Annotated in this window: 14 protein-coding genes; 6 read left to right on the forward strand and 8 right to left on the reverse strand. The window is 54.4% G+C overall.

What is annotated here, in order from left to right:
• Window positions 1-16: 16 nt before the first annotated feature.
• The gene (locus EDM56_RS31905) at window positions 17-3,271 is read right to left on the reverse strand and encodes an efflux RND transporter permease subunit (protein ID WP_122919345.1); all 3,255 of its coding nucleotides are present in this window, start codon (window positions 3,269-3,271) and stop codon (window positions 17-19) included.
• On the reverse strand, window positions 3,261-4,505 hold the full coding sequence (locus tag EDM56_RS18215; RefSeq protein ID WP_122919346.1) for an efflux RND transporter periplasmic adaptor subunit: 1,245 nt from the start codon (window positions 4,503-4,505) through the stop codon (window positions 3,261-3,263). The genes EDM56_RS31905 and EDM56_RS18215 overlap by 11 nt, the downstream gene beginning before the upstream one ends.
• A 401-nt stretch (window positions 4,506-4,906) precedes the next feature.
• Here EDM56_RS18215 and EDM56_RS18220 point away from each other — a divergent pair, with 401 nt between their 5' ends.
• Window positions 4,907-5,758: a putative RNA methyltransferase gene (locus EDM56_RS18220; RefSeq protein WP_122919347.1), complete on the forward strand. Its 852-nt coding sequence runs from the start codon at window positions 4,907-4,909 to the stop codon at window positions 5,756-5,758.
• A gap of 106 nt (window positions 5,759-5,864) precedes the next feature.
• A complete protein-coding gene (locus EDM56_RS18225; RefSeq protein ID WP_183192508.1) occupies window positions 5,865-6,422 on the forward strand; it encodes a GNAT family N-acetyltransferase in 558 nt (185 codons plus the stop codon).
• Window positions 6,423-6,482: 60 nt separating this feature from the next.
• Here EDM56_RS18225 and EDM56_RS18230 read toward each other — a convergent pair whose 3' ends face one another.
• On the reverse strand, window positions 6,483-7,286 hold the full coding sequence (locus EDM56_RS18230) for a Cof-type HAD-IIB family hydrolase (protein ID WP_122919349.1): 804 nt from the start codon (window positions 7,284-7,286) through the stop codon (window positions 6,483-6,485).
• A gap of 111 nt (window positions 7,287-7,397) precedes the next feature.
• Window positions 7,398-9,011: a hypothetical protein gene (locus EDM56_RS18235; RefSeq protein ID WP_122919350.1), complete on the reverse strand. Its 1,614-nt coding sequence runs from the start codon at window positions 9,009-9,011 to the stop codon at window positions 7,398-7,400.
• Window positions 9,012-9,261: 250 nt separating this feature from the next.
• Here EDM56_RS18235 and EDM56_RS18240 point away from each other — a divergent pair, with 250 nt between their 5' ends.
• The 3 genes from EDM56_RS18240 (at window position 9,262) to EDM56_RS18255 (ending at window position 11,718) form a co-directional block, all read left to right on the forward strand.
• On the forward strand, window positions 9,262-9,954 hold the full coding sequence (locus tag EDM56_RS18240; protein ID WP_122919351.1) for a CoA transferase subunit A: 693 nt from the start codon (window positions 9,262-9,264) through the stop codon (window positions 9,952-9,954).
• Window positions 9,955-9,983: 29 nt separating this feature from the next.
• Window positions 9,984-10,640: a CoA transferase subunit B gene (locus EDM56_RS18245; RefSeq protein ID WP_122919352.1), complete on the forward strand. Its 657-nt coding sequence runs from the start codon at window positions 9,984-9,986 to the stop codon at window positions 10,638-10,640.
• 412 nt (window positions 10,641-11,052) lie between these two features.
• Window positions 11,053-11,718, forward strand: coding sequence for an alpha/beta hydrolase (locus EDM56_RS18255; RefSeq protein ID WP_122919354.1), 666 nt, complete (start codon window positions 11,053-11,055; stop codon window positions 11,716-11,718).
• A gap of 359 nt (window positions 11,719-12,077) precedes the next feature.
• Here the strand turns inward: EDM56_RS18255 and EDM56_RS18260 are convergent, their stop codons facing one another.
• Window positions 12,078-12,971 carry an AEC family transporter gene (locus EDM56_RS18260; RefSeq protein ID WP_122919355.1) on the reverse strand — a complete coding sequence of 298 codons (894 nt, stop codon included), beginning with the start codon at window positions 12,969-12,971 and terminating at the stop codon, window positions 12,078-12,080.
• A 203-nt stretch (window positions 12,972-13,174) separates the two neighbouring features.
• Window positions 13,175-14,074, reverse strand: coding sequence for a formyltetrahydrofolate deformylase (gene purU / locus EDM56_RS18265; protein ID WP_122919356.1), 900 nt, complete (start codon window positions 14,072-14,074; stop codon window positions 13,175-13,177).
• A 136-nt stretch (window positions 14,075-14,210) separates the two neighbouring features.
• On the opposite strand from purU, the gene EDM56_RS18270 reads away from it, so the two are divergent.
• Window positions 14,211-14,912, forward strand: coding sequence for a DUF4362 domain-containing protein (locus EDM56_RS18270; RefSeq protein ID WP_122919357.1), 702 nt, complete (start codon window positions 14,211-14,213; stop codon window positions 14,910-14,912).
• Window positions 14,913-14,965: 53 nt separating this feature from the next.
• Here the strand turns inward: EDM56_RS18270 and addA are convergent, their stop codons facing one another.
• Window positions 14,966-18,811: a helicase-exonuclease AddAB subunit AddA gene (gene addA / locus EDM56_RS18275; RefSeq protein WP_122919358.1), complete on the reverse strand. Its 3,846-nt coding sequence runs from the start codon at window positions 18,809-18,811 to the stop codon at window positions 14,966-14,968.
• Window positions 18,804-22,280 (reverse strand): helicase-exonuclease AddAB subunit AddB, encoded by a 3,477-nt coding sequence (gene addB / locus EDM56_RS18280; protein WP_122919359.1) that lies wholly within the window; start codon window positions 22,278-22,280, stop codon window positions 18,804-18,806. The genes addA and addB overlap by 8 nt, the downstream gene beginning before the upstream one ends.
• Window positions 22,281-22,290 lie beyond the last annotated feature (10 nt).

Raw genomic sequence — 22,290 nt, forward strand, 5'->3', positions numbered from 1 at the left:
CTCCTTGCCAAGTATATCACGAATGGCGGTCAATCGAAGGGAGATCGGCGATCGGCTGGAAATCTTCGCGCTGCAGCTCGGCTTTGCGCGGCTCGCGTTCCGCAGCTGCCTGTTCTCGCCTGTGCTGTATCGCGGCAGCGCGTTGTTTGCGTTTCCACGCGCGATGGTCTTTGCGCTTGACTTTCGTATTATGGAACCACGCATACAATTGCTGGTTCAGCTGAGCCAGCGACAGCGCCGCGCCACGCTCCGCGCGCAGTGCCATCGCATGGTATAACCCAGGAACGATCACCATTACTACCCAAGCGAGCAGTGCAATTCCCGGTGTGAACACCGCCGCAAAGGAAGCGACGAAATCGTCCCCACCACTCCAAAAGCTGAAAAGTGGGAGTAAACCGACTACAAGCATCACGAGCAGCACTCGCATAATAGGCATATACTCCGCAAAAGCCGTTTGAATTCGCATGGTAAGCGGGCGTTTCACACCTTCTGCCTGCCGCTCCATGCCGTCGATCAGCACGTATGCCTGCTGCAGCATGAGCGCAATCACAGCCGCAGCTCCGCTCGCAGCCATCAGGTTAAGCGGGCGATTGTACCAGAGCAATCCTCCCACCACCGCAAACGATGCCAGCGGCACAAGCAAGAGGCTGACCACCGCGTGCCGGATCGTACGGTGCACCAGCAAGCTGACCAGACAAAACGCGATAGCTGCGAGTGACGAAAACAAGACGCGCGTTGCGGTATCTGTCTTGTCTGCCTCCTCCTTCTCCTGCTTGCGGATGTCTTCCCCTGACAAGATCGTATACCCCTCCGGGATCGTGATCGTGTCTTTCATCATGATTGGCAAGTAGTACGAAAGCCCGGCGATACGGCGTTGATCGGATACTGCGCTGCTTACTTTGATCATGTACATGCCGTCTTCACGCTTATAGACCGCCGGTGCTTTCACCAGCTGCCATTCAACAAGCTCATCGAGGCGGACAGATCCGTTGGAAGTGCGGATGAACACGTTTTTGACCTGATCGGCATGCTCCATCTCCTTTTTCGGATAGGATGCCGTGATGGACAAGCTCTGATCGTTCCAGCGAACGTTCCCCACGCTTTGTTCGCCTAGGTAGCCTTCCACCTGGCTTTTCACAGCCGCTTCGGAAATATGGTAGCGCGCTAGCATGTCTTGCCGCGGAATCATGTTTACATACACCGTCGAATCCGTATCGCCGATATGGACATCGGTCAGTAGCCGATTGTTTTTTGTATCTCGCATCCGCGAATTTTGCAAGTAATCCGCCAGCCGCGACGCGATTTCGTTCGCCGTCCCAAGCGATGTTCCCTTAATCGTGAACTCAAGCCGGTTCGACTTGGCGTCGCCGACGACAAGCGCATAAGGGTCTGTCTGTGGGATGTCGCGCATCTGCTCATTGAGTGCTTTTTCAAATTGATACGGCGTGCGTACACGCTCAGCCAGCCTTTTCATATAAATCGTGAACCGCAGCTCCTCTTTGGTTACGGTCACGAACACATCTTGAACGTCTGTGAGCGTGCGCAGCTTCTCCTCAGCCGTTCGGGCCGCTTTCAAGGCGGCGGACTGTGAGCTGCCGTGGATTGTCGGCAACGCCATCGTCGTCTTGTCATTGTCTGTTTGCAAAAACGGGTCGACCGTCACAAACGTATGAAAGAAGACATAGAGAAGTCCGGTGCTCAGCAGCGTAACAAAATACGGCAATGTCTTGCGCGAGAGCAGCCGCTCCCACCGTTTGAAAAACCAGCTTGTGACCATGTTCGTCTGCTTGGCTTGCGGCTGATGCGCGAGCGCGTGCTCCCTGAGCCATCCCGCGGCAAGCGTAGGAACGATCAATCCGATGACGACGGCCAAAACTACAGCGCCGATCAGCAAAACCGGGATCGCATCATACAAAACAGGTATGTCGGTCGCTTTGAGGAAATCGGTTGTAAACAGGACGGCCGCAATGCCGATCACTGCGAAAATCGGCCAAACCACCAAAAGCAATAACGGCCTCGTATGCCGATCGATCGTCGCCTGGTCAAGGATCGACTGCTTGGCGTATCGAGCGAAAAGCGCCAGCAACGCTCCTTCGGCGAGCAGCAGGATGATAAACAACGCCCCGGCTGTCGTCAAATTCAGCGTCAAGCCGTATAGCCACATGCCGCCAAGGACGCCACCCGCAACCAGCACGACCGCCAGAAAGGAAAGAAACGCCGCAGTAGTTTGACGCAGCCATGAACCGATAAAGGAAGCCGCGATGATTGTCGTAACTACAGTGAACAAAAGCACGCGCTTCAAAAAGTCCGCAATCGGCGTGGCATTGTTTTCGATTACTTCTAGCACGAATTTGCCCTGGCCCTGATCATTGATGCTCTCCACGACGCGTTTCAGTTCGAACGCAGTTTTGGTAGCCCGCGCATCTTCCCTTCCATACACATTGATGGCGAGAGCCGGCTCTCCTTTATACAGGGTCATTTGGTCAGCCTGACTCCCCCGCAGGTCCTTGATCTCGGCAAGCAGCTTCAGTGCAACATTGCCTTTCTTAGTCGATATGATCGTTTTGCCGAGGGCTTCCGGCGCTGATGCTTGACTCGTCCATAAAAAGCGAGTCTGGTCGATTCCTTCGCCGATTCCCCCGATTCCAGCCTGTGCGGTCTGCTGTTGCAGCTGCTGGATGATTTCGCCAGGTGTCACGTCATAATTTTTCAGCATCGCCGGTGAAAAAACCAACTCCACCTTATTGGCAAGGCCGCTCCCGACTTCGACCCGCGAGACGCCCGCAACCTGCGCAAGCTGCTCCCGTACGGTGTATTTGCCGATATTCGCAAGCGTGCTCAAGTCTCCGCCGTGCAGCAGCAAGAAAGCGAGCGGACCATGATCAGGGCTGAGCCGCTTCCATTTGAGTTCATTGCGGCTGACAGGGAGCGACACTGCGGCTTCATCGAGCTTTTTGGCTATTTCGTCTTGTAAGCGGCTGCCGGCATCCGGCTTTCCTTTTACAGTAAGCTGGACCGATCCCGCTTGCGTGATCGTCGTAATTTTCTCCAAGCCGCCCAGCTCGCGAACCTTGTCTTCGAGCGGACGCGCGATTTTTTCCTCTGCTTCCTCCGTCGTCATTCCGCTCGCCGAAGCAGAGATTTGGTACGTAGACAGCTCGTAATCAGGGTATACCTCGACAGCAACCTTGCTGTATGCGGTGATTCCCAACACGATGAGGAGCAGTGCGAGCAGCGCAACTACCTGTTTGCGATAGCTGTTATTGATCATCGGCTACCCTCACCGTTTCGCCATCAAGTACATAGGAAAGCCCTTGGCTGACGATTCGATCGCCCGCCTCCAACCCGGATAACACCTGGTAATACTCGCCATAAAGCGGTCCGACCTTTATCTCCGTTTTTTGGATCGTATCTTCGGCCAGCTTCATCACATAGTGAGATTCATCGGAAATGCCCACTGCGGACACCGGCACGAGGAGCGCGTTCCCGCCTTTGACGTCGTAACGGCAGGTGACGGTCATCCCCGCCTTCCAATCGGCCACGTCACCTTTTACGGCGATTTCCACCGGATAGGTTGCGGTGGCTTGATCGAGAATCGGCGAAACAAAGCTGACTTGACCCCCCAGCTCTTCTCCGCCCGGGGTCACGACGGTCACCGTCTGGCCCTTTTTCCAATTGCCGATCTGGTCGTTTTCGACCTGGATTTTAACCATCCAGGACGACGGATCGATCAGCCGCACCACTTCCGTCCCAGCGCCCACTTGTTCGGATTCCTGCATCGGAATGGCTGCAACGATGCCACCAAACGGCGCATGAAGCTGTGCCTGCTTCAAATCCTGATTCGCCCGTCCCAATTGCGCCGCAGCTTCTTTTACCTGTGCATCGGCCGCTTCCACATCGAGCTTATCCGCCGCTTCAACCAGCTTGCTCAAGCTCAATTCCTCTTCCTGCAGGCTCATCGCCGCCTGCTTTTGGGCGAGCGTCGCCGTATCCAGCTCCTCTTTGGAGATCGCCCCGTTCTGGAACAGCAGCTTGCCGCGGTTTAGCTCATCCGACGCTTTGGCCAGATTTTGACGCGCGCGCTCGATTTTGAGCTTTTGCTGTGTCACATCCGTTTCATGCGCGCCTTTCAGCGTCTTGGCCCGCTGCAGCGCGGCGCGGTCAACCTGGCTTTGCGCTGCATCGATCTCCTGCTGCCATACCGTCGTATCCAGCGCTGCGAGCAGCTCACCCGTTTTCACAGCGCTTCCTTTTTGCACAAATATTTTTGCAATTTTTCCCGAAGAACCAAATGACAGCGGCAATTCTTTTTGCGGGACGACCGTACCGGTTATCTCCTGCGTAAGACCGCCCTGCTTCGGCTCCAGCACGTAAGCGTTTACGGTTTTGACCTTCAACACGGTATCTTTTTCCCGATCGCGCAGTTGCTCAACCTGCGATTCCAGCTTTTCGCAACCGGCCGTCAACAAAAGAACCGCCAGCAACACCGCATATGGTTTTTTCATGTTCGTAACCCCCGTAAAAACCTTTTCTTCTCTTTTTTTTCGGTAAAATACGCCTCAGCAAATTATTTATAAATGGTAAATATAATTTTACATGCTGTCATTGGTTCTGTATCATTTTTCTGAAAACCTTTATTATTTTTTATAATTTTCCGCAATGACATGCACTGGAATACATAAGTGCATCTGTTTACGCTTCTTGTTATACTGTTTCATGAGGACATCATCTCCTCGATTTACATTCTGAACTAAACGAGGTTCGATTGACATGATCATCCAATACATTCGCTATCGGTAATGAGAGGTACAGCTCACGTGGCCCCGCTTTTGATTGAAATCGCGCGGGTTTATTTGACTGTGCCTTTTTTCATTCACGATAACCGAATGAATGGGGTGCTTTTTTCATGTCTATTTTTCGTTGTCCGCTTTGCACAAGCTCTATGCAGCTTGTGGGTGGCAAACATTTGCAATGCTTGAATCGACATTCTTTTGATCTGGCCAGGCACGGTTACGTGAACTTCCTGCCTGCCCCGTTCAAATCGACCTATGACAATCGCTTGTTCGCCGCACGGTCTGCCGTTTGCGACAGCGGTTTCTATGACGTGCTTCACGCGCACATCAGCGAGCTGCTCACTGGTAGTTCATCCATCGCGTCGGGTACCGGCAGCACGCTTATGCTTGATGCCGGATGCGGCGAGGGCTCGCATCTCGCACGAGTGCTTGCCACATTAAAAGAACAGCATGGTGCTGAAATTGCGGGTGTCGGGTTGGATTTATCGAAAGAAGGGATTGTACGGGCATCCAGACGCTTTCCCGAGCTTCACTGGTGCGTCGCAGATCTGGCGAACAGCCCGTTTCACGATGGCCAATTTGCCGCGATTCTCAACATCCTCTCGCCCGCCAACTACAGCGAGTTTGCGAGACTACTTGCGCATGACGGCTTGCTGATCAAGGTCATTCCCGAGAGCGGATATTTGCAGGAGCTACGCGGGCATTTTTTCGCCCAAACGAAACGTTCTACCTATTCGAATGAACGGGTCGTCAATCGGTTTTGCAGCCGCTTCACGCTGTTAGAGAAGCAGCGCCTCCAATATACAATGGCACTAGAAGGTGGACTGATTGAATCGCTCGTGCAGATGACCCCCCTTTCGTGGAGAGCGGCGGATACAGAAGTCTTGCGAACCACCGCGTTGCAAAAGCTAGAGATCACGATCGATGTTTCCGTGTTGGTTGGAAAAGCAACGGCTACCATATAAAATGAATCAAACCTCCCTTTTTCCCGGGCGGTTTTTTACAGACGCGTCTAGCGTCAAAGGCGCGCCCAGCGTCAAAGGTGCGTCTGGCGCCTCAGGAGGGTTTGACATGAACATGCTGACAAGTGATAAGTGGGACGAAGCATTGTGGCAGCAAGCAGAGCCGATCTATTACGAAGCGTTTCCCGCGCATGGGCGGAAAAAACGCGAGCTGATCGAGCGGATGTTCGCGAGAAACATGTGTAATCTGCATGTTTTGATGGATGGGGATGAAGCGGTTGGCATGGCGTTGACCGGAAAAACGCAGAACGAAGACGCTTCGGCGCTTTTGATCGATTATTTCGCCGTGAAAGCGGCGCGGCGCGGGGAACGCATCGGGCAGCGCTTCATGGCCATGCTGAAGGAATGGGCCCAGACCCTGCCACACATGGACGGGATCATCGTCGAAGTCGAAGCCGAGGAATCGGAAATGAATCGCAGCCGTATCCGGTTTTGGGAGTCATGCGGATTTACGCTTACGGATTACATCCACACGTACATTTGGGTTCCTGAAACGTACAAGGCGATGTATGTGGAGCTTTCGCCTGAAAGCCGCTTGCCCAAGGATGGACAGCATCTGTTTTCCTTCATTACTGCGTTTCATAAAAAGGCTTATGCAAGGAAATGAAACAATTAGAAAGCGATCCGCTCGGTTGACCGAATACCGCCCGGATCGCTCCTTATTTTTTCAACGCACGCCAGCAGTCGCATTCGCCTGCAAGACCCACTCTACCGCTTCGGCCACAGAATCTGCTTCCCGGCTTGCTCGCTTGCGTACGTCCGCGTCACTGTGCGCCATCACAAAGCTGTGCGGTGTGAGCGTAAACATCGACAGGTCGTTGAAGGAATCGCCGATGACGACCGTTTCCTCCGGCTTGACGCCCAATTCTTTGAGCAAGAAGCCCAGCCCCACACCTTTGGAGACGTGAATCGGCATGAAATCGACGCAATCCACATCAGATACGACCACTTCCACTTCTCCTGGGAAAGCCTCCCGGATCGCCGCCTGCATCTCGCGCAATCGGTCCATCTCACCAAAATAGCTGAGCTTGCAAGGCGCAAAGTCGGATGCAAATGACTCAACAACATCTGATTTCACTTCGAACGGCATCAGCATGCGCGCCTCAATCTTCTTTGTTGCCTCCGATTTATTGGGCGTATAAATCGTTTGCCCGACGCTGATCATCTCCACGAAGCCGTAGTGGCGCGCCGCGGCATACAGCCGTTTGGCCAGCTCCGGTTCAAACGCGTCACTGTGCAGCAGCTTCTCCTCGCACGTATAGACGAAGGAACCGTTTTGACTGATGCGGTGGCATGCCACCCGCAAGTCGTCCGTGATGGTCGTCAGTTCCCCATGCATTCGCCCGGATGCCAGGCAAACCTCCACTCCTGCCTCTGCAAGCTCACGCAAAGCCTGGCGATTCTTTTCCGGCACCTGTTTATCGTCGTCCAGCAGTGTTCCATCCAAATCCGTTACGAACAGCTTGATCATCTCTTTCTCTTCCCTCCCCTATCGCTTGCTTTATTGTACCCCAACAAAAAGAAGGCGCAAAGGAAGCAGCTCTTTCCTTTACACCTTCTTATCAATTCCCTCGGACGCTGATTATCGTTTCAACGGCACAATCTCTTTGCTTTGCAACGCAAGCTTGTCTCCGTCCACTTTCCAAACAGAAACCACTGTCGCCAACCCGTCCGCATGGTAGGCTCCCGAAATGCGCTGCAAACCGCGCAGCTCCAGCACTCCGTCTTCGTCTGTATCAATCGGCGCAAGCTGGCCGAAACCATCGATCATGCCGGTTGTTTTTTCTTTCAGCACACCTTCTTTGGCATAGATGCCCATTTCCACGTATGTCTCTTTTGCGTTCTTCACATCAATTGACTGCTTGTCTTTATCCGCTGTGTTGGTCACGTTTACCTTGAACTGGTCGGCAAATTGTATGTCATACGCGAGCCCTTGGTTCAAGAGCGATTGTTTTACGACCTCGGCGGGCTTGTTATCTGCAAAGGAGAGCAAGCTGTATGTATACACGCCGCCACTCCCACCTGTCGCCATTTCTACCAGGACCTCTTTGCCAGGCGTTTTGTTGAACTGCCCGATGAACAAAGCCGGTTCATAGCCACCATTCTCTTCCCCTACGCTTGACTGCACTTCTTTGCCTGTTTTGCCATCTTTCACAACGACGCGCAAATCGGTCACGTACGGGCTATCCGCTTCCTTGGTGCCAACCAGCAAAATGTCATCTTTCGCTCCGTCCCCTGTCACATCGGCATATTTGGCATCGACAACCATGGTGTTAGGATTCGCGTCTTTTTCCGTAAACGGCTTGTTCGCCTCCACGCGTGTTGATGGAAGGTTATCGATATCGAGCGGGCTGATCACCGCTTCTTTCAGCGTCAGCTGACCATTTTCCAGTGCCCATACCGTCTTGGCAATCCCGATTGTATCTGCATGTGCCGCCCCCGAAATTTGCTGCACGCCAGCCAGTGCAATCGTCCCATCCGGCTGGAATTGTGGAGTGAGCTCGCTGTATCCGTCATAAGCGCCCTCTACTGGAATGAGGAGCTTGCCGGCCTTCTCGTAGATTTTGGCATCGAGGTACGCTTCTTTTCCTGCACTGATGTCGATTGTGCTTGTTTTACCAGTCAGCTTGTTGGTTACTTGCGCCTTAAAGCCGTCGAGAAATTTGACTTCCAGTTCAACACCAGTGTTCAATTTTTCCTGAGGAACCAGCTCTTTTCCTTTGCCCCCTGCAAACGTCAGCAGGCTGTATGTACTGGTGCGGCCGCTTCCGCCATTGGCCATCTGAACAAGCAGATCGCTTACGCCGTCCTCATTGAAATCCATGCTCGTCACTTTTGGATCATAGCCGCCGTCAACCTTGCCGATAGAAAGCTTCGCATACGTTTTCGCCTTCCCATCCTTTACCACCACAGTCACGTCTGTGCTGTACAGATCGTCTGCCTTTTCTTTATGTCCAAGCAGTAGCACATCGTCTATCTCGCCGTCCCCCGTCACATCCATCTGTGTCGCGTCAAGCACGGTCATGCTCTGCGCAAACGGCAGCTCTTTTGCTGTAAACGCCTGTCCGGGCGCAAAGGTCTGTGCTGCCGCCTCGGTTGTCATCGCATTGACCGGAACGTTTGCCGCTCCCCATGTTGTCGCCAGAAATGCACCGCACATCACTGCAGCCGTCGTCATTGCCATCATTTTTTTCATATATACCCCTCCGTGGTTGTTGCTGTATCGTTGTTTCGTTGTTTTCGAACTCGTCTTCGCTTACATGTACATCGTACCGTCCGGCGTGGATAAAAGCGTTACAATCCGTTAACAGCAAGGTTACAAACCGGTTACAAACGCGAGCCTGTACCGATTGGCTGCAAGAAGGCTTGGCTGCAACATGTTTGTTACCCTGCTTTATATAATGAGTAGTAATCTGATCTTAACTTTTGATGCGGGAGTGAACGCCATGGCGAAAATTTATACCTCCTACACCGAGATCGTCGCGGATATCCACGATGATGCGACATTGCTGGTCGGTGGATTTGGACTTGTCGGCATACCAGAAAATTTGATCATTGCCTTGCGTGATAAAGGCGTCCGTCAATTGACCGTTGTCTCCAACAACTGCGGTGTGGATGACTGGGGGCTCGGACTCTTGTTGCGGGAGAAGCAAATCAAGAAAATGGTTTCCTCCTATGTCGGGGAAAACAAAGAATTCGAGCGCCAATTCCTCTCCGGTGAGCTGGAAGTAGAATTGACGCCGCAAGGTACGCTCGCAGAGCGCATTCGCGCGGGCGGCGCGGGCATTCCGGCTTTTTATACGCCAGCTGGCGTAGGCACGCCGATTGCGGAAGGACGCGAGACACGTGTGTTTGGCGACAAGGAATATTTGCTGGAAAACGCGATCACAGGCGATTTCGCCCTGATCAAAGCGTGGAAGGCCGACAAGATGGGCAACCTGGTCTTCCGCAAAACAGCGCGCAACTTCAACCCGATGATGGCCGCTGCTGGCAAAATCACCATCGTTGAGGTCGAGGAAATCGTCGAGAACGGTGAACTCGATCCGGATTCGATCCATACGCCGAGCGTCTATGTGCAACGCATCATCCAGGCTCCGTCTTTCGAGAAACGAATCGAACGCCGGACCGTCAGCAAATAAGCAGCATACCCGTTGAAAGGAGGATATTCATGACACTCACACGTGAACAGATCGCAATGCGCGCAGCACAAGAAATCGAGGATGGTTTTTACGTGAACCTAGGAATCGGCATGCCGACACTGGTCGCCAACTATATTCCCGAGGGCAAAACCGTCGTTTTGCAATCCGAGAACGGGCTTTTGGGCATCGGTCCCTACCCGTCTGAAGACGAGATCGATCCTGATCTGATCAACGCCGGAAAAGAGACAGTCACCGCCATTCCGGGCGCGGCCTACTTCTCCAGCGCTGAGTCGTTTGGGATGATTCGCGGCGGCCATATCGACCTCGCCATCCTGGGTGCGATGGAAGTATCGGCCAACGGCGATTTGGCCAACTGGATGATTCCAGGCAAAATGGTGAAAGGCATGGGCGGTGCGATGGATTTGGTCCACGGCGCGAAAAAGATCGTCGTGATCATGGAGCATGTGAACAAGCACGGTGAAACCAAAGTGTTGAACGAATGTGCCCTTCCACTTACGGGCAAAAACGTGATCAACCGGATCATCACCGACCGTGCGGTACTCGATGTAACGCCAGCCGGACTGGTGTTGGTCGAGGTGGCGGAAGGATTTACGCCGGAAGAGATTCAGGCTTGCACGGAGCCGCCGTTGATCATTTCGGAGAATGTGAAGACGATTCAGGTGTAAATGTTTATGGTCAATAAAACCCAGCCTTTCTTTGCGAGAGGCTGGGTTTTCTTTGTTTGGTGGAGGCGAGGAGATTTTCGCAAGAATGCTCCACGGAAGCGGTGACAATGCCTGCTGGGGGTCGGAGTGAGCGGCCCGGGAAAAAAAGCGGAAACTGCGCCCCAAAGCCACACGCTGCGCGGCGGGTGTATCTCGAAGAGGATGTGTTGCGCAAAGCGTTTCCGCTTTTTTTCCCGAGCCTGGCGGGCATCGCCAAAGCTTCCGCTGCGCATTCTTGCGAAAATCCCTTAGTTGTAGTGGACGTTCGAAAGAATAGGAAAAGACCTCGCCAAACGGTATACTTGGGTGAAGTGACCCCATAAAATTAGACACGGTTTTTTCGCATTTTCTTAATAAAGGAGGCATCCAAACGATGCGTTCAATCGGCTGCCTGGTGCTTCACGGCTTTGCCGGCGATATCCATGAGGTCATGCCCCTCGCCCGCCATTTGAGGGAACAAGGCTATGCAGTGGAATGCCCGACATTGGATGGGCATGGGCGAACACGCCGCCATCTGGGGAAGAGCACGCGGGACGAATGGGTCAACTCAGCGATCGAGGCTTACAAGCGGCTTTCCATGCGTGCCACAGAAATTGTTGTGATCGGCTTTTCCATGGGCGGCCTTCTGGCGCTCCAGGTGGCGGCAAAGCATCCCGTGAAGCTGCTCGTCACCATGAATACACCCTACCATTATTGGGATGTCCGGCAGGCGCTGCGCAATCTGCGCGACGATTTTGGTACGGAGGCGGCTCGCTATGTGCAGGGAATGGTGCGCATCCCGCTGCGCAGCATGCTGCAGTTCCGCCAGCTTTTGGACGAAACCAAATCGATCATGCCCACCGTCACCTGCCCGTGTCTGCTTTTGCAGGGAGAACGGGATGACACGGTTCAGGCCATCAGCGTCGGCCTGTTACGGCAATCGATTGGGAGCGATGAGATTGATGTCAGCTATTTTCCTGAGTCTGGGCATTTGCTGCTTAAAGGTTCGGAGGCCGACGAGGCAATCAGGGTGATTACGGAGCGGATTCGGCGGCTTTAGATTGATTTGAGCTGCGGTGGAGGTTCGGGGACTCGGGAAAAAAGGGCGCCGCTTCGCTCATGGCATCGCCTGCTTGGAAGCTGGGAAGACCGGCTCCGCAGCAAAACGGAACCGCGCGCCAATGCCACACGCTGCGCGGCGGGTGTTTCTCAGGGGTGATCTGACGCGCGAAAGCCGTTCCGTTTTGCTGCTACGCCTCTGCTGGCGCTGTCAAGGCTGCGCTCTGCCCTTTTTCCCCGAGTCCCTGAGCTGCTGGCTTCCGCTAGCCCTTTTTATAGGTAGATAAAAATGAGAAATACAAAAAAGACATGATCCATATCAATACTTGATCATGCCCCAAAAACTTTCGTTATTTACCTTCAATGCAACACACTCAGCAAAAACGTCAGCGTCCCCACGCTGATCACGGTTGTCACCAGCACGCTGCTGGATACGAACTGTGGCCGCATGTTGAACTGGATCGCATAGATCGCTGTCGTAGCGGCAGAAGGCATGGCCGCAAGAATGACCAGCACATTTCGCAGCAGCGGCTCGATCGGAAAGAACAGACAGATTACATAGGCCAGAAGTGGAGAGGCAATAAGGCGGATCACACTTGCGACGCTAAGCTCCTGCCATTCGAAGTTCGCGGACGACACATTGGCAAGCTGCATTCCGAGAATTAGCATGATGACCGGAATCGCCGCTTGTGCCACCAGATCGATCGCTTGGTAATAGCTCTGCGGGATGACGATTTGCAATTGTTGAAACATGATCGCTACAATAACCGCATAGTTGGAGGGCTGCTTGAACACCGCTTTAATCGCGGTCCCTACTCCCCCTTTGCCTCGCGAAGCAAAGTACACACCGAACACACCCATGATAATAGAGTGAAAGACCATGATTTGTACAGCGTACGTGAACCCACTTTCCCCAAACGCAAACAGGATAATCGGCGTCCCGTAGTTTCCGCTGTTCATAAAAGCGGTCGATAGCATCATGGCGCTCTCTTGCTGCTTGTTGTATTTGAGAAGCTTTGCTGTCAGCAGGGTGAGGAGAATTAATGCGCCCAACAGCAGCATGGAAATGATGACGATGTAAAATAGCTGAAGATCCAAGGCTGTTTTGTAAAAGGTACGAAACACCAGAGCAGTCGACAATACGTAAATCGCCAGTGTCGATATCGGCTTGAGATCCAGCTTGAAGATACGCTGAAGAATGTATCCCGAAAGAAAGATCAGCAAGACCGGCAGGATGACTTGAAGAAAAATCATGGTCGATACCTACTTTCAGAATTGAATGAATGCTAAGAACAGTATAGCAGAGGCAAACGGAAAAAAACCCGCCTGATACGGCAAGTCTTCTTTTTGATCCAGTAAAAAAAGCCACTTCCTGGACGGAAATTCTTCCAGAAAGTGACCTTCTTTTGGTGCTTTTGATCCCGATACAGCCAGGGTGGCTTCCCTATGCGTCTCTTTTACGGGAATACAACCGTTTTGTTTTGGTACACCAGCACGCGGTCCTCGAGATGCCAGCCGACTGCACGCGCCAAAACGGTGCGCTCCACCTGACGACCGATTTGTTTCAAATCGCTCACGCCAAACTGATGGTTCACCCGGTGGACGTCTTGCTCGATGATTGGGCCCGCATCCAGCTCCTCCGTAACATAGTGGGCCGTCGCGCCGATCAACTTCACGCCGCGCTCATACGCACGCTCATACGGCTTCGCACCGACAAAAGCTGGCAGGAACGAATGGTGGATGTTGATGATTTTGTGCTGGTAATCTTTTAAGAAGTATGGAGACAGGATCTGCATGTAGCGCGCCAGCACGATCAGGTCTGCTTTTCCTTCAACCAGTTCGATCTGCGCTTGCTCGGCTTCCTGTTTTGTCTCCTTGGTCACCGGAATGTGATAAAACGGAATGCCGAACGACTCAACCGTCTCCTTCAAATCCGGGTGGTTACTGATGACCATCGGAATATCGGCATGGAGCACGCCGGAATTCCATTGCCACAACAGCTCAAGTAAAGCATGGTCTTCTTTCGATACGAAGATCGCCATCCGCTTGCGGCGCTTCGCCTCTACGATCGACCAGTTCATTTGAAACGATTCGCCGATTTGCGCGAAATTGCGCTGCAGCTCTTCATAACGTTTTTCCAGATCAACGACGTCGAACTCGACGCGCATAAAAAATCGCCCATTTTCAGGGTCTGTCGTATATTGGTCAGACTGCGCGATGTTGGCGCCATGCTCAAACAGGAAACGGGAAACTTCTGCGACGATCCCCGCCCGGTCCGGACACTCGATCAACATTCTTGCGCGGTCCTTGTTTTTTTCACGATAATTGTGCCATTCCCGATCAGACAAACGGTACATCTGTAGTAGCCTCCATCAAAGCATTTTCTCCCCAGTATAGCACTTCTCTTTTTTCCGTGCTTGGCAAAAAAAATTTGGTTGAAACAGCACCCCCTATCCTCTCGTCAAAGAGAAAACGATAGAGGGAGCGATTGTTATGAAACGGCGGTTTTTGGCTGGTTTTATCATCGGTTTGGGGCTTATTCTGATTTTGACCTATGCGATGTCGCAAAGATGGCTGACGTCTCTTGCCGTTCTTTTTCCTTTTGCAGACGTAAAAGCGCCTGCCATGCAGCAAGCTACTCCCGGGATCCTCGACATCGGAAAAACGACCTACATCCATACCCGTGTAGAGAACGGTGAGCTGAAACAGCAATTTTTTACGGAAGCGAAAAAAGGCACCTCTGTGCGCTGGACATTTGACAAGTATACAACCGAAGGGGACCCCATCCATCATATCCTCATCTATCAGCCCAATTCGCACACCTATCAGGTGACGATTGATACGACCGATGACAAATTCGGCTCCCCTTCCGTCACGACCATGACCTGTGCCCGGTTTGACGAAATCGCTGACAGCCTCACCGGATGCGATCACTCCGCGTTCTTTCACTTGGGAGGAGTTCCGCTGCTTCCAATGACAAAAGAAAATGGCCTCGCGTACCTGAGAGGCTTTGCGAGTCTGCAATGGAAAGATGAGTTCATTTCAGCAGAAGCCGTCGATGGCCTGCCGTTGCCGGCGGATATCCAACCGGCAACCGACTATTACACCTATCAATTACAATTGCAGGACCAAACGTATACGATCGCAATCCACAAGCAAACGTGGCAGCAGCACTGGTTCGATACCTTGCTATGAGCATCACACGCTCGGCAAAATCATCTCCCCAACCAAAGGAAGTCCACACACAATTACCCGCGACCCTCCGTGCCAATCCGCACGCCTATGCCGCCTGAAAACAAATACAGCCAGCTTTCATCCACAGGTCTTTTCCAAATTTGCGCAACGGCCTGCTCATAGCGGCGAATCTGCTCGCGATAGCGGTTGACGATTTGTGCGGAAGCCTGCTCGGGAGAGTCACCGCGGAACGCATCCGATTTGAAATCAAGCAGCACCAGCGTACCATCTTCCTCCTCAAACAGGCAGTCGATGATCCCGTGCACGAGCACCTGATTGTTCGCGTCCGGCACAAAGTCCGGTGATACTTCGCTTGCCTGGAGCGCCATGGTGAAAGGCAGCTCGCGGTGGATTGCTTTCGCCTTCTTCATCCTCATGCCGATCGGCGTGTGGAAGAAGGTCAAGATTCGCTCGACATCAACCTGTCGAGCTTCTTCCGCCGTCAAAAATTGCTTGCTGACCATCTCTTGGATTTGTCGCGCGAGCTCTTCTCTGTCCAACGCTTTCGCCATATCCACTTGCTGCAGCACCGTATGCAAAATGGTGCCCTGCTCCGCTCCGGTAAAGCGGTGCGATTTCTCCTGCGATAAAAACCGAGGCTTCCGGGTGATCTTGGGCATTGCAAACGGCTGGTTCTCCGTCTGCGCCGCTTTTTTCAGTTCACTAACACTCCAGTTAACCTTCGTCGCCGACGCTTCCGCATGCGGGTCTCGCCACGAAAGCTCCGCGTCGATACGCTCCCGCCACTGTGGATCTCTGCCCTCCGCCAGATCGGCGATCGGCTCGCGACTTACCAGCCGCTCCCACAGCAAGGCAAGCTTTTCGTCCTCTTCGACCTTACGAACAAGCTCGTTGACCTGATGGAAATGAAACGTCCAGCGGGATTGATCACGGATGATCCCCGGTGCCGCGGCAAAGCTGCCTTCTGGCAAATAATTGCGCAGCGGCTGCGCGTACGGATGGCGGACGAGTGCGCTACCGACCCAATCGAGATACCCTTTTGCCTTAAGCAGTGCACCATCGCCGAGCCTCTCTTCATGACCGGCCGCATCGCACCAGCCGCCGATCCGATCCGCCAGCTTTTTTGAGGAGCCGACCAGCACCAGCTTTTCGCGCGCGCGGGTGAGTGCGACGTACAAGACGCGCATTTCCTCTGCGAGCATCTCTCGCTTCAAGCGATGTTTGATCCCTTTTTGCGCCAAGCTCGGGTAGCGTAGGCGAAGCTGCAAATCGACGACCTGCGGGCCGAAGCCCAGCTCCTTATGCAGCAAAAATGGCTTCATCATGTCCATTTGATTAAACTGCTTGCCCATGCCAGCCACAAAGACGACAGGGAACTCCAGCCCTTTACTCTTGTGGATCGTCATGATCCGCACGACATCCTCCGCCTCGCTGATCGTCCGCGCCTCACCGAGGTCGCTGCCTGCCTCCCGAAGCCGTTCGACGAACCGCAGGAAACGGAACAACCCGCGATAGGACGTCGCCTCATACTGTCGCGCCCGATCGTAAAGCAAGCGCAGATTAGCCTGACGCTGCTCGCCGTTTTCCAGCGTAGCCAAATACTCCAAATAACCGGTTTCGCGATAAATGAGCGACAGCAGCCCGGTGAGCGAGCCTTGGCGGGCGACCGTGCGCCACGCGGCCAACTGACGGAAAAACGAGCGCACACGCCTGTGAAGCTCCGTCTGACCGTCGCTTTCGACGAATGCCTGAACAGCTAAATAAAACGTGCCTGCGGACTCTTGAATGCGAATGTCTGCAAGCTCCTCCTCACTGCAGCCGACCAATGCGGAGCGCAGGACGGCCGCCAGCGGAATGTCTTGCAGCGGATTGTCGACGAGCTTGAGCAAGGAGATCATCAATTCTACTTCTGTCGCTTCAAAATAACCGTCGCTCTGCTCCACGTACACCGGAATGCCCGCTGCTCGCAGCTCTTCGGTCATTGGCTGCGCCCAACTGGACGTGGCGCGGAGCAGGATCACGATGTCGCGGTACGCGAGCGGGCGCATGCCGTTCTCTTTTCTGTCGTAAACCAGAAGCGGCTTCTCGCCCTCTCCCGGCTCCATCCATTGGCGAATACGCTTGGCGATCAGGCGCGCTTCCAGCTCTGCGACACTAGCTTCCTCCGTCGGGTTTTCCTCGGCCGATTCGCCTGCAGTTCCGCTTTCATCCAGCTCTGCTCCTGAGGTGGCGACCACTGCGCCTGCTTCCTCCGCGATTTCTTCCGCTTCCGGTACAGTACGGTCGATCAGATGCATTTCGACCGTAAGCCGCTCCGGTTCAATCTCCGGATAGCTGGCTTGAAAAATCAGCTCGGCTGACCGGTCGTAATCGAGCTCGCCCACGCCAGGCGACATGATTTGGCGAAACAAATAGTTGACCGCATCAACGACTTCTTTGCGACTGCGGAAATTGGCCGCCAAATCGATGCGAACGCCATCGCTTGTGTCCGTCGCGAGATCCGGATGAGGGTAGGTCATATATTTTTGCATGAATAATCCGGGCTCCGCCAAGCGGAACCGGTAGATGCTCTGCTTGACGTCGCCGACCATGAACCGGTTGGACACGCCATCAACAGCGGCTTCCCGCGAGACGAGACGCAGAATGGTTTCCTGCACCAGGTTGATGTCCTGATATTCGTCGACCAGCACCTCGGCAAACTGCTCACGCAAGCCTTTCGCCACAGCGGACGGCACAATCTGCCCCGCTTCATCCGTCTCGCTTAGCACGGCCAAGGCCATATGCTCAAGGTCGTTGAAGTCGACGATCGTGCGCATCCGTTTGGCGGCTTGGTACGCCCCCGCGAATTCGCCGACGATGCGAGCCAGCGTTTCCATATGCGGAGCCGTTTGCAGCAAGTCTTCCAGAAGCTCATGCGGTTGAGCACCAAAATGCTCGTCCAGAATGTCCTTGACTCCATCCTTCACTTTGCCGCGCAGCTTTTGCACCTGCTTTTTCAGCTCCGGATCTGCATCCTTTACGGTAGGAAGCTTCTGAAAAGAAATAGCACGAACCATCTGTTCCAGCCGCTCCCATCCTTCTTTGCCAGCCTTTGCGGCGTGCTGCAACGCTTCCTTTTCCTGTTCCAGCAAGCCTGTGTATGCGTTTGGTCCTTCCGGCGAGGATGCAAGCAAAATCGCCTGTCCTGCCGTTTCGGCCAGCGCTTCCAGCTCCGACACGATTTCTTGAACGATGCTCCGCGTCCACGGCAATTCGTCGATGGTCTGTGTCCCTGCACGCTGGAACATCGATGCCGCCTCATCCAGCCATTGCTGCGGGCGGGGATGGCTTTGCGAAAAGTTGTACAGCCCAAAGATCAGCGAAATCAGCCGTTCATCGTCTTGCCCATCGACAACTGTGTCTGCCAGCCGACAAAACGCTTCGTCCTGCTCATACCACTCTTCCAGCTTGGCTTCCAGCACATCCTGCCGCAGCAATTGCGTCTCCATTTCATCCCCGATGCGAAAATCCGGATCAAGCTCTACAGCGTAATAGTGCTGGCGCAACAGCCCCAGGCAAAATTTATGGATCGTGGTGATTGACGCCCGCTGCAAATAAGCCAGCTGCCTGCGCAAAAAGGAGGAATGCGGATGAGCGATCAATGCCGTGCGCAGCGCGTCGCCGATCCGATGGCGCATCTCCGCTGCCGCGGCATTGGTAAAGGTCATTACCAGCAATTGATCGACGCCGACCGGTTCCGGCAGGTCCGTCATCTTGCGGATGATCCGCTCGACCAGAACTGAGGTTTTCCCTGAACCTGCAGCGGCCGCGACCAGCAGATTGTTCCCGGTCTGAATAATCGCCTGCCACTGTTCCTGTGTCCATTTGTCAGGCTTGGCGATCTTGCTCGTCTCAGACATGCTGCTCCCCCCTCTGCTCATTTGCCAGCAGCTGTTCCAGCTTGGCGAACACCTCTGGATTTTTCCATTTGGTCAGCTGCTTTTGCTCATTGCCCGCCATCCGCGCGTCAAACTGGCACACCGCCTTGTAATCGCACGTCATACATGCGACTGTCTGGCCGATTGCATACGGCGCGATGGCGATGTCGCCGTCTATCATCCGGGCGGAAAGCTGCTTGATCTGCCCGCGCACGTACGATTGCAGCATGTCGAACTGCTCCTTGGTCGCGACCGACGATGAACGCTGCGAAAAAGACCCGTCCTTGTTGATCGCGATTTGGAACAAGTCCGATTTGCCCGTCTCCACCTGCTCATCCATCAAGCGCGCAAGATCGGTATCCGCCAGCATCAGACCTTTCATCTTCAGCTTGGCTGCGCGCTTTTTGGCAACCTCCGCTTCCGATAGCGCCCTTTTTTCTGTGACGAACGGGTCAGCCACCTGGTAGTAGAACACGCCGCCGACTTCTGCCGGTTTGCCCAGCCATTGTGGGGCATTGGAAACGACCACATCGAGATAGACCAGCAACTGCAAATTCAACCCGTTCCATACATCTGTCAGCTGCAGCTGCTTAGGGCTTGATTTGTAGTCGATCACCCGTAAATAGGTGCGCTCGCCTTCAACCGACTGGTCCACACGGTCGATTCGCCCTACCAGCTGGACGGTGATCCCCGGCGCGATTTCAAGCGTCATCCCCGGCAATTCTCCACCTGGGCCGAAATCGATCTCCAAACCGATCGGCACGAACCGGCTGCGTCTCGCATGCTCACCCAGCACGTAGATCGCGCGCCCCACCGCACGCTTCAGCTTGCCCGCCATATAGCGGTAGCGTGCTGTCCGGTTGAGGATGCTCCCGCGCGTCTGCGGAATCAGCTCCTCGACGACATCGCTTGCGAGCTGCAAGCTGTCCGGCTCCGTCATGCCCGACCATTCTTGCTCCGAGCCGTTCAACTTATCGACGGCCAGCTTGAGCGACGCGTGGAACAGCTCCCCGACATCGAACCGTTCCAGCCGATAGCTCAACCGCTCCTTCAGCCGCAAACCATGCGAAGCGAAATGGCTAAAGGCGCACGATTGGAACCTTTCCAGCCGCGATACGCTCATGCGCAGCTGCTCACCGTAAAGCTTTCGGCTGCGCCGCTTCGCCAGCGGCTGCGCCTGATTTGTGTAGGCAAAGCCGGACAGCAGACGCTGTTCGCGCTCGACATCGTCCGAATGCGTCAAAAACCAGTTATACACCTCCAGCCAAAACGGCGCGAGCGGCGTTCCTTTTTTCATCTGCCGGATCAATGTCAGCAAATGGCCGAACACTTGGCGCGGACGTCCCAATAAAAACGCGTCCTCCTCCGCAACGTTAATTGGCTCGTTGTAAAAGAAGCGAATTTTTTCATCTGGAAGCAGCTCTTTTAGACGATCAAAGACATTGGAAGGCAAGAGCGCCTTCCCTTCCTCATCAGCCAGCGCACAGCTGAGCCAAAGCCGTTCCGACGGGCGGGTCAATGCCTGATACAGCAAAAACTGCTCCATTAGTAGGCGCTGCTTGGCACTTGGTGCCAGCTCGATGCCGGCTGCCGTGAGCCTGTCGCGCTCCGCCTCGTCCAAAAGGCCGTCTTCTTTGGGGCGCATCGGGAGCATCCCTTCATTGACGCCGAGGATAAACAGCGCCTTAACGTCAGGCTGACGCGAACGCTCCATCGAACCGATGCTCACCTGATTGATCGCTGGCGGCACGATCCCGAGCGAAATCCCTTCCATCCCGCTGTCGATCACTTTGGCGAACGTATCGAGGCTCATCTGTTCCTCGCCCATCACCTCGACGATTTGATCGAGCAGCTCCATGACGCCGTCCCACACTTGGCCGTGTACCCGCGCTGCCTCCAAATCGCCCTGCTCCTGTGCCTGTTCCTGCCACGCTTCCAGCTTTTGTGCCACCTGCAGCTCTACAAGCCAGCTGTATAACGCTGCAGCCAGCTGCCTGCCATCATGGCCAGCCTGCTTCAGGCCGCGGTCCAGCGAGAGCAACGGTTCTCCATGGCGGCGCCGCCACAGGTCGATCTCCTCAAAGCCTTTCATCGAGGCTCCGTGATAATTCCAGGCCTCTTCCTTTTTCCAATCGCCAGCCTGGATGCCATACGCAAGCACATAGTTCTCCAGCTGGTCAATCTCCGAGCGGCTTTGTCCGACAGGCAGTGCCAGCCCTGCGACCAAATCGGTCTTCAGACAGCGAAAAACCGCCTCGTACCTCCACCGCCCCGTCACCACCTCGAGTGCCGAGCGAATCAGCTCGATCAACGGGTGATGCATGACCGTGCGCTTTTGGTCCAGAAAGTACGGAATCTGATATTCGGCAAACGTCCCTTCCAGCTCATCCGCATAGTCGTCCATGTTACGCAAAAGAACAGCCATATCGCTATAGCGGTAGTTCTCCTTGCGGGCAAGCGCCAGCATTTGCAGCGCGACAGCCTGCACCTCTGCGCGTCGGTTGGCCGCCGTATAGAGCGACAGTTCACTCTCCCGTCGGGCACCCGGTCTCGCCGTCGGCGTCTCCCATGAAAAGTAATGCTGCTCGATATGGGCAAGCAGCGGACTTGCGGCAAAGCGCTTCGTATCGTCTTGCTCCACCTGCTCTTCGACCTCGATGCGTGCTTCTTCTGCCAGCGTTTGCAAGCGCTGGTACGTCTGCAGCGTCGGGTAGAACAGCTGCAGCTCATCGGCCGCAGCGGCAGGGGTATTATGTTGCGGATCAAGTGTAAGGGCAATCGTCACGCGCCGCGCATGCAGCATGAGTTGTTTAATCACCGCGAACTCCGGTGGAGTAAACCCGCTGAACCCGTCGATCCAAATTTCTGCGCGTGCAATCCAGTCGGACTGCCCGATATTTTCCGTCATCCGAGCCACCAGCTCGTCCGCATCATACCCGTTTTCCATCAAGTAGCCGTCATAAGCGTTCATCAGTAAACAAAGGTCGTGCAGCTTCCCTGCCAGCGTCCCCGTTCCCCAATCCCGCTCCTTCAGCATGTCTACATGAATACCGTACGTTTTGCACTCGCTGATCATTCGCGCGAGCTGGGCAGCGAACCCGTCTTGCAGCGCAGCCCGGTGAAACGCCTGCAACTCTTTGCTGTGGCGTTCCAAAAGCAGACGCAGCACCATCTGTTTCCCAATTTCATTAACCGGAGTAAGCGCATGTCCGCCCAGCTCCGCCATCAGATTGTGGCTCAGCCGCTCAAAGCTGATCGCCTGCGCGCGGATCGTCCCACCCAATTCGGGCAAGGTGGCAAGCCGATACTGCGCCTGAAACGTCGCCTGCTCCGGCACGATATAGAGCAGCGGATCACCAGCCGGCTCTTGAATGAGGCGCTCGTGTAGCTCCTCAATGATGCGGGTCGTTTTTCCCGTACCCGCTCTTCCTACAATCAATCGAAGCGACACCTTTTTTCCT

The sequence above is a fragment of the Brevibacillus fluminis genome (assembly GCF_003710825.1).
Classification (GTDB): Bacteria; Bacillota; Bacilli; order Brevibacillales; family Brevibacillaceae; genus Brevibacillus_D; species Brevibacillus_D fluminis.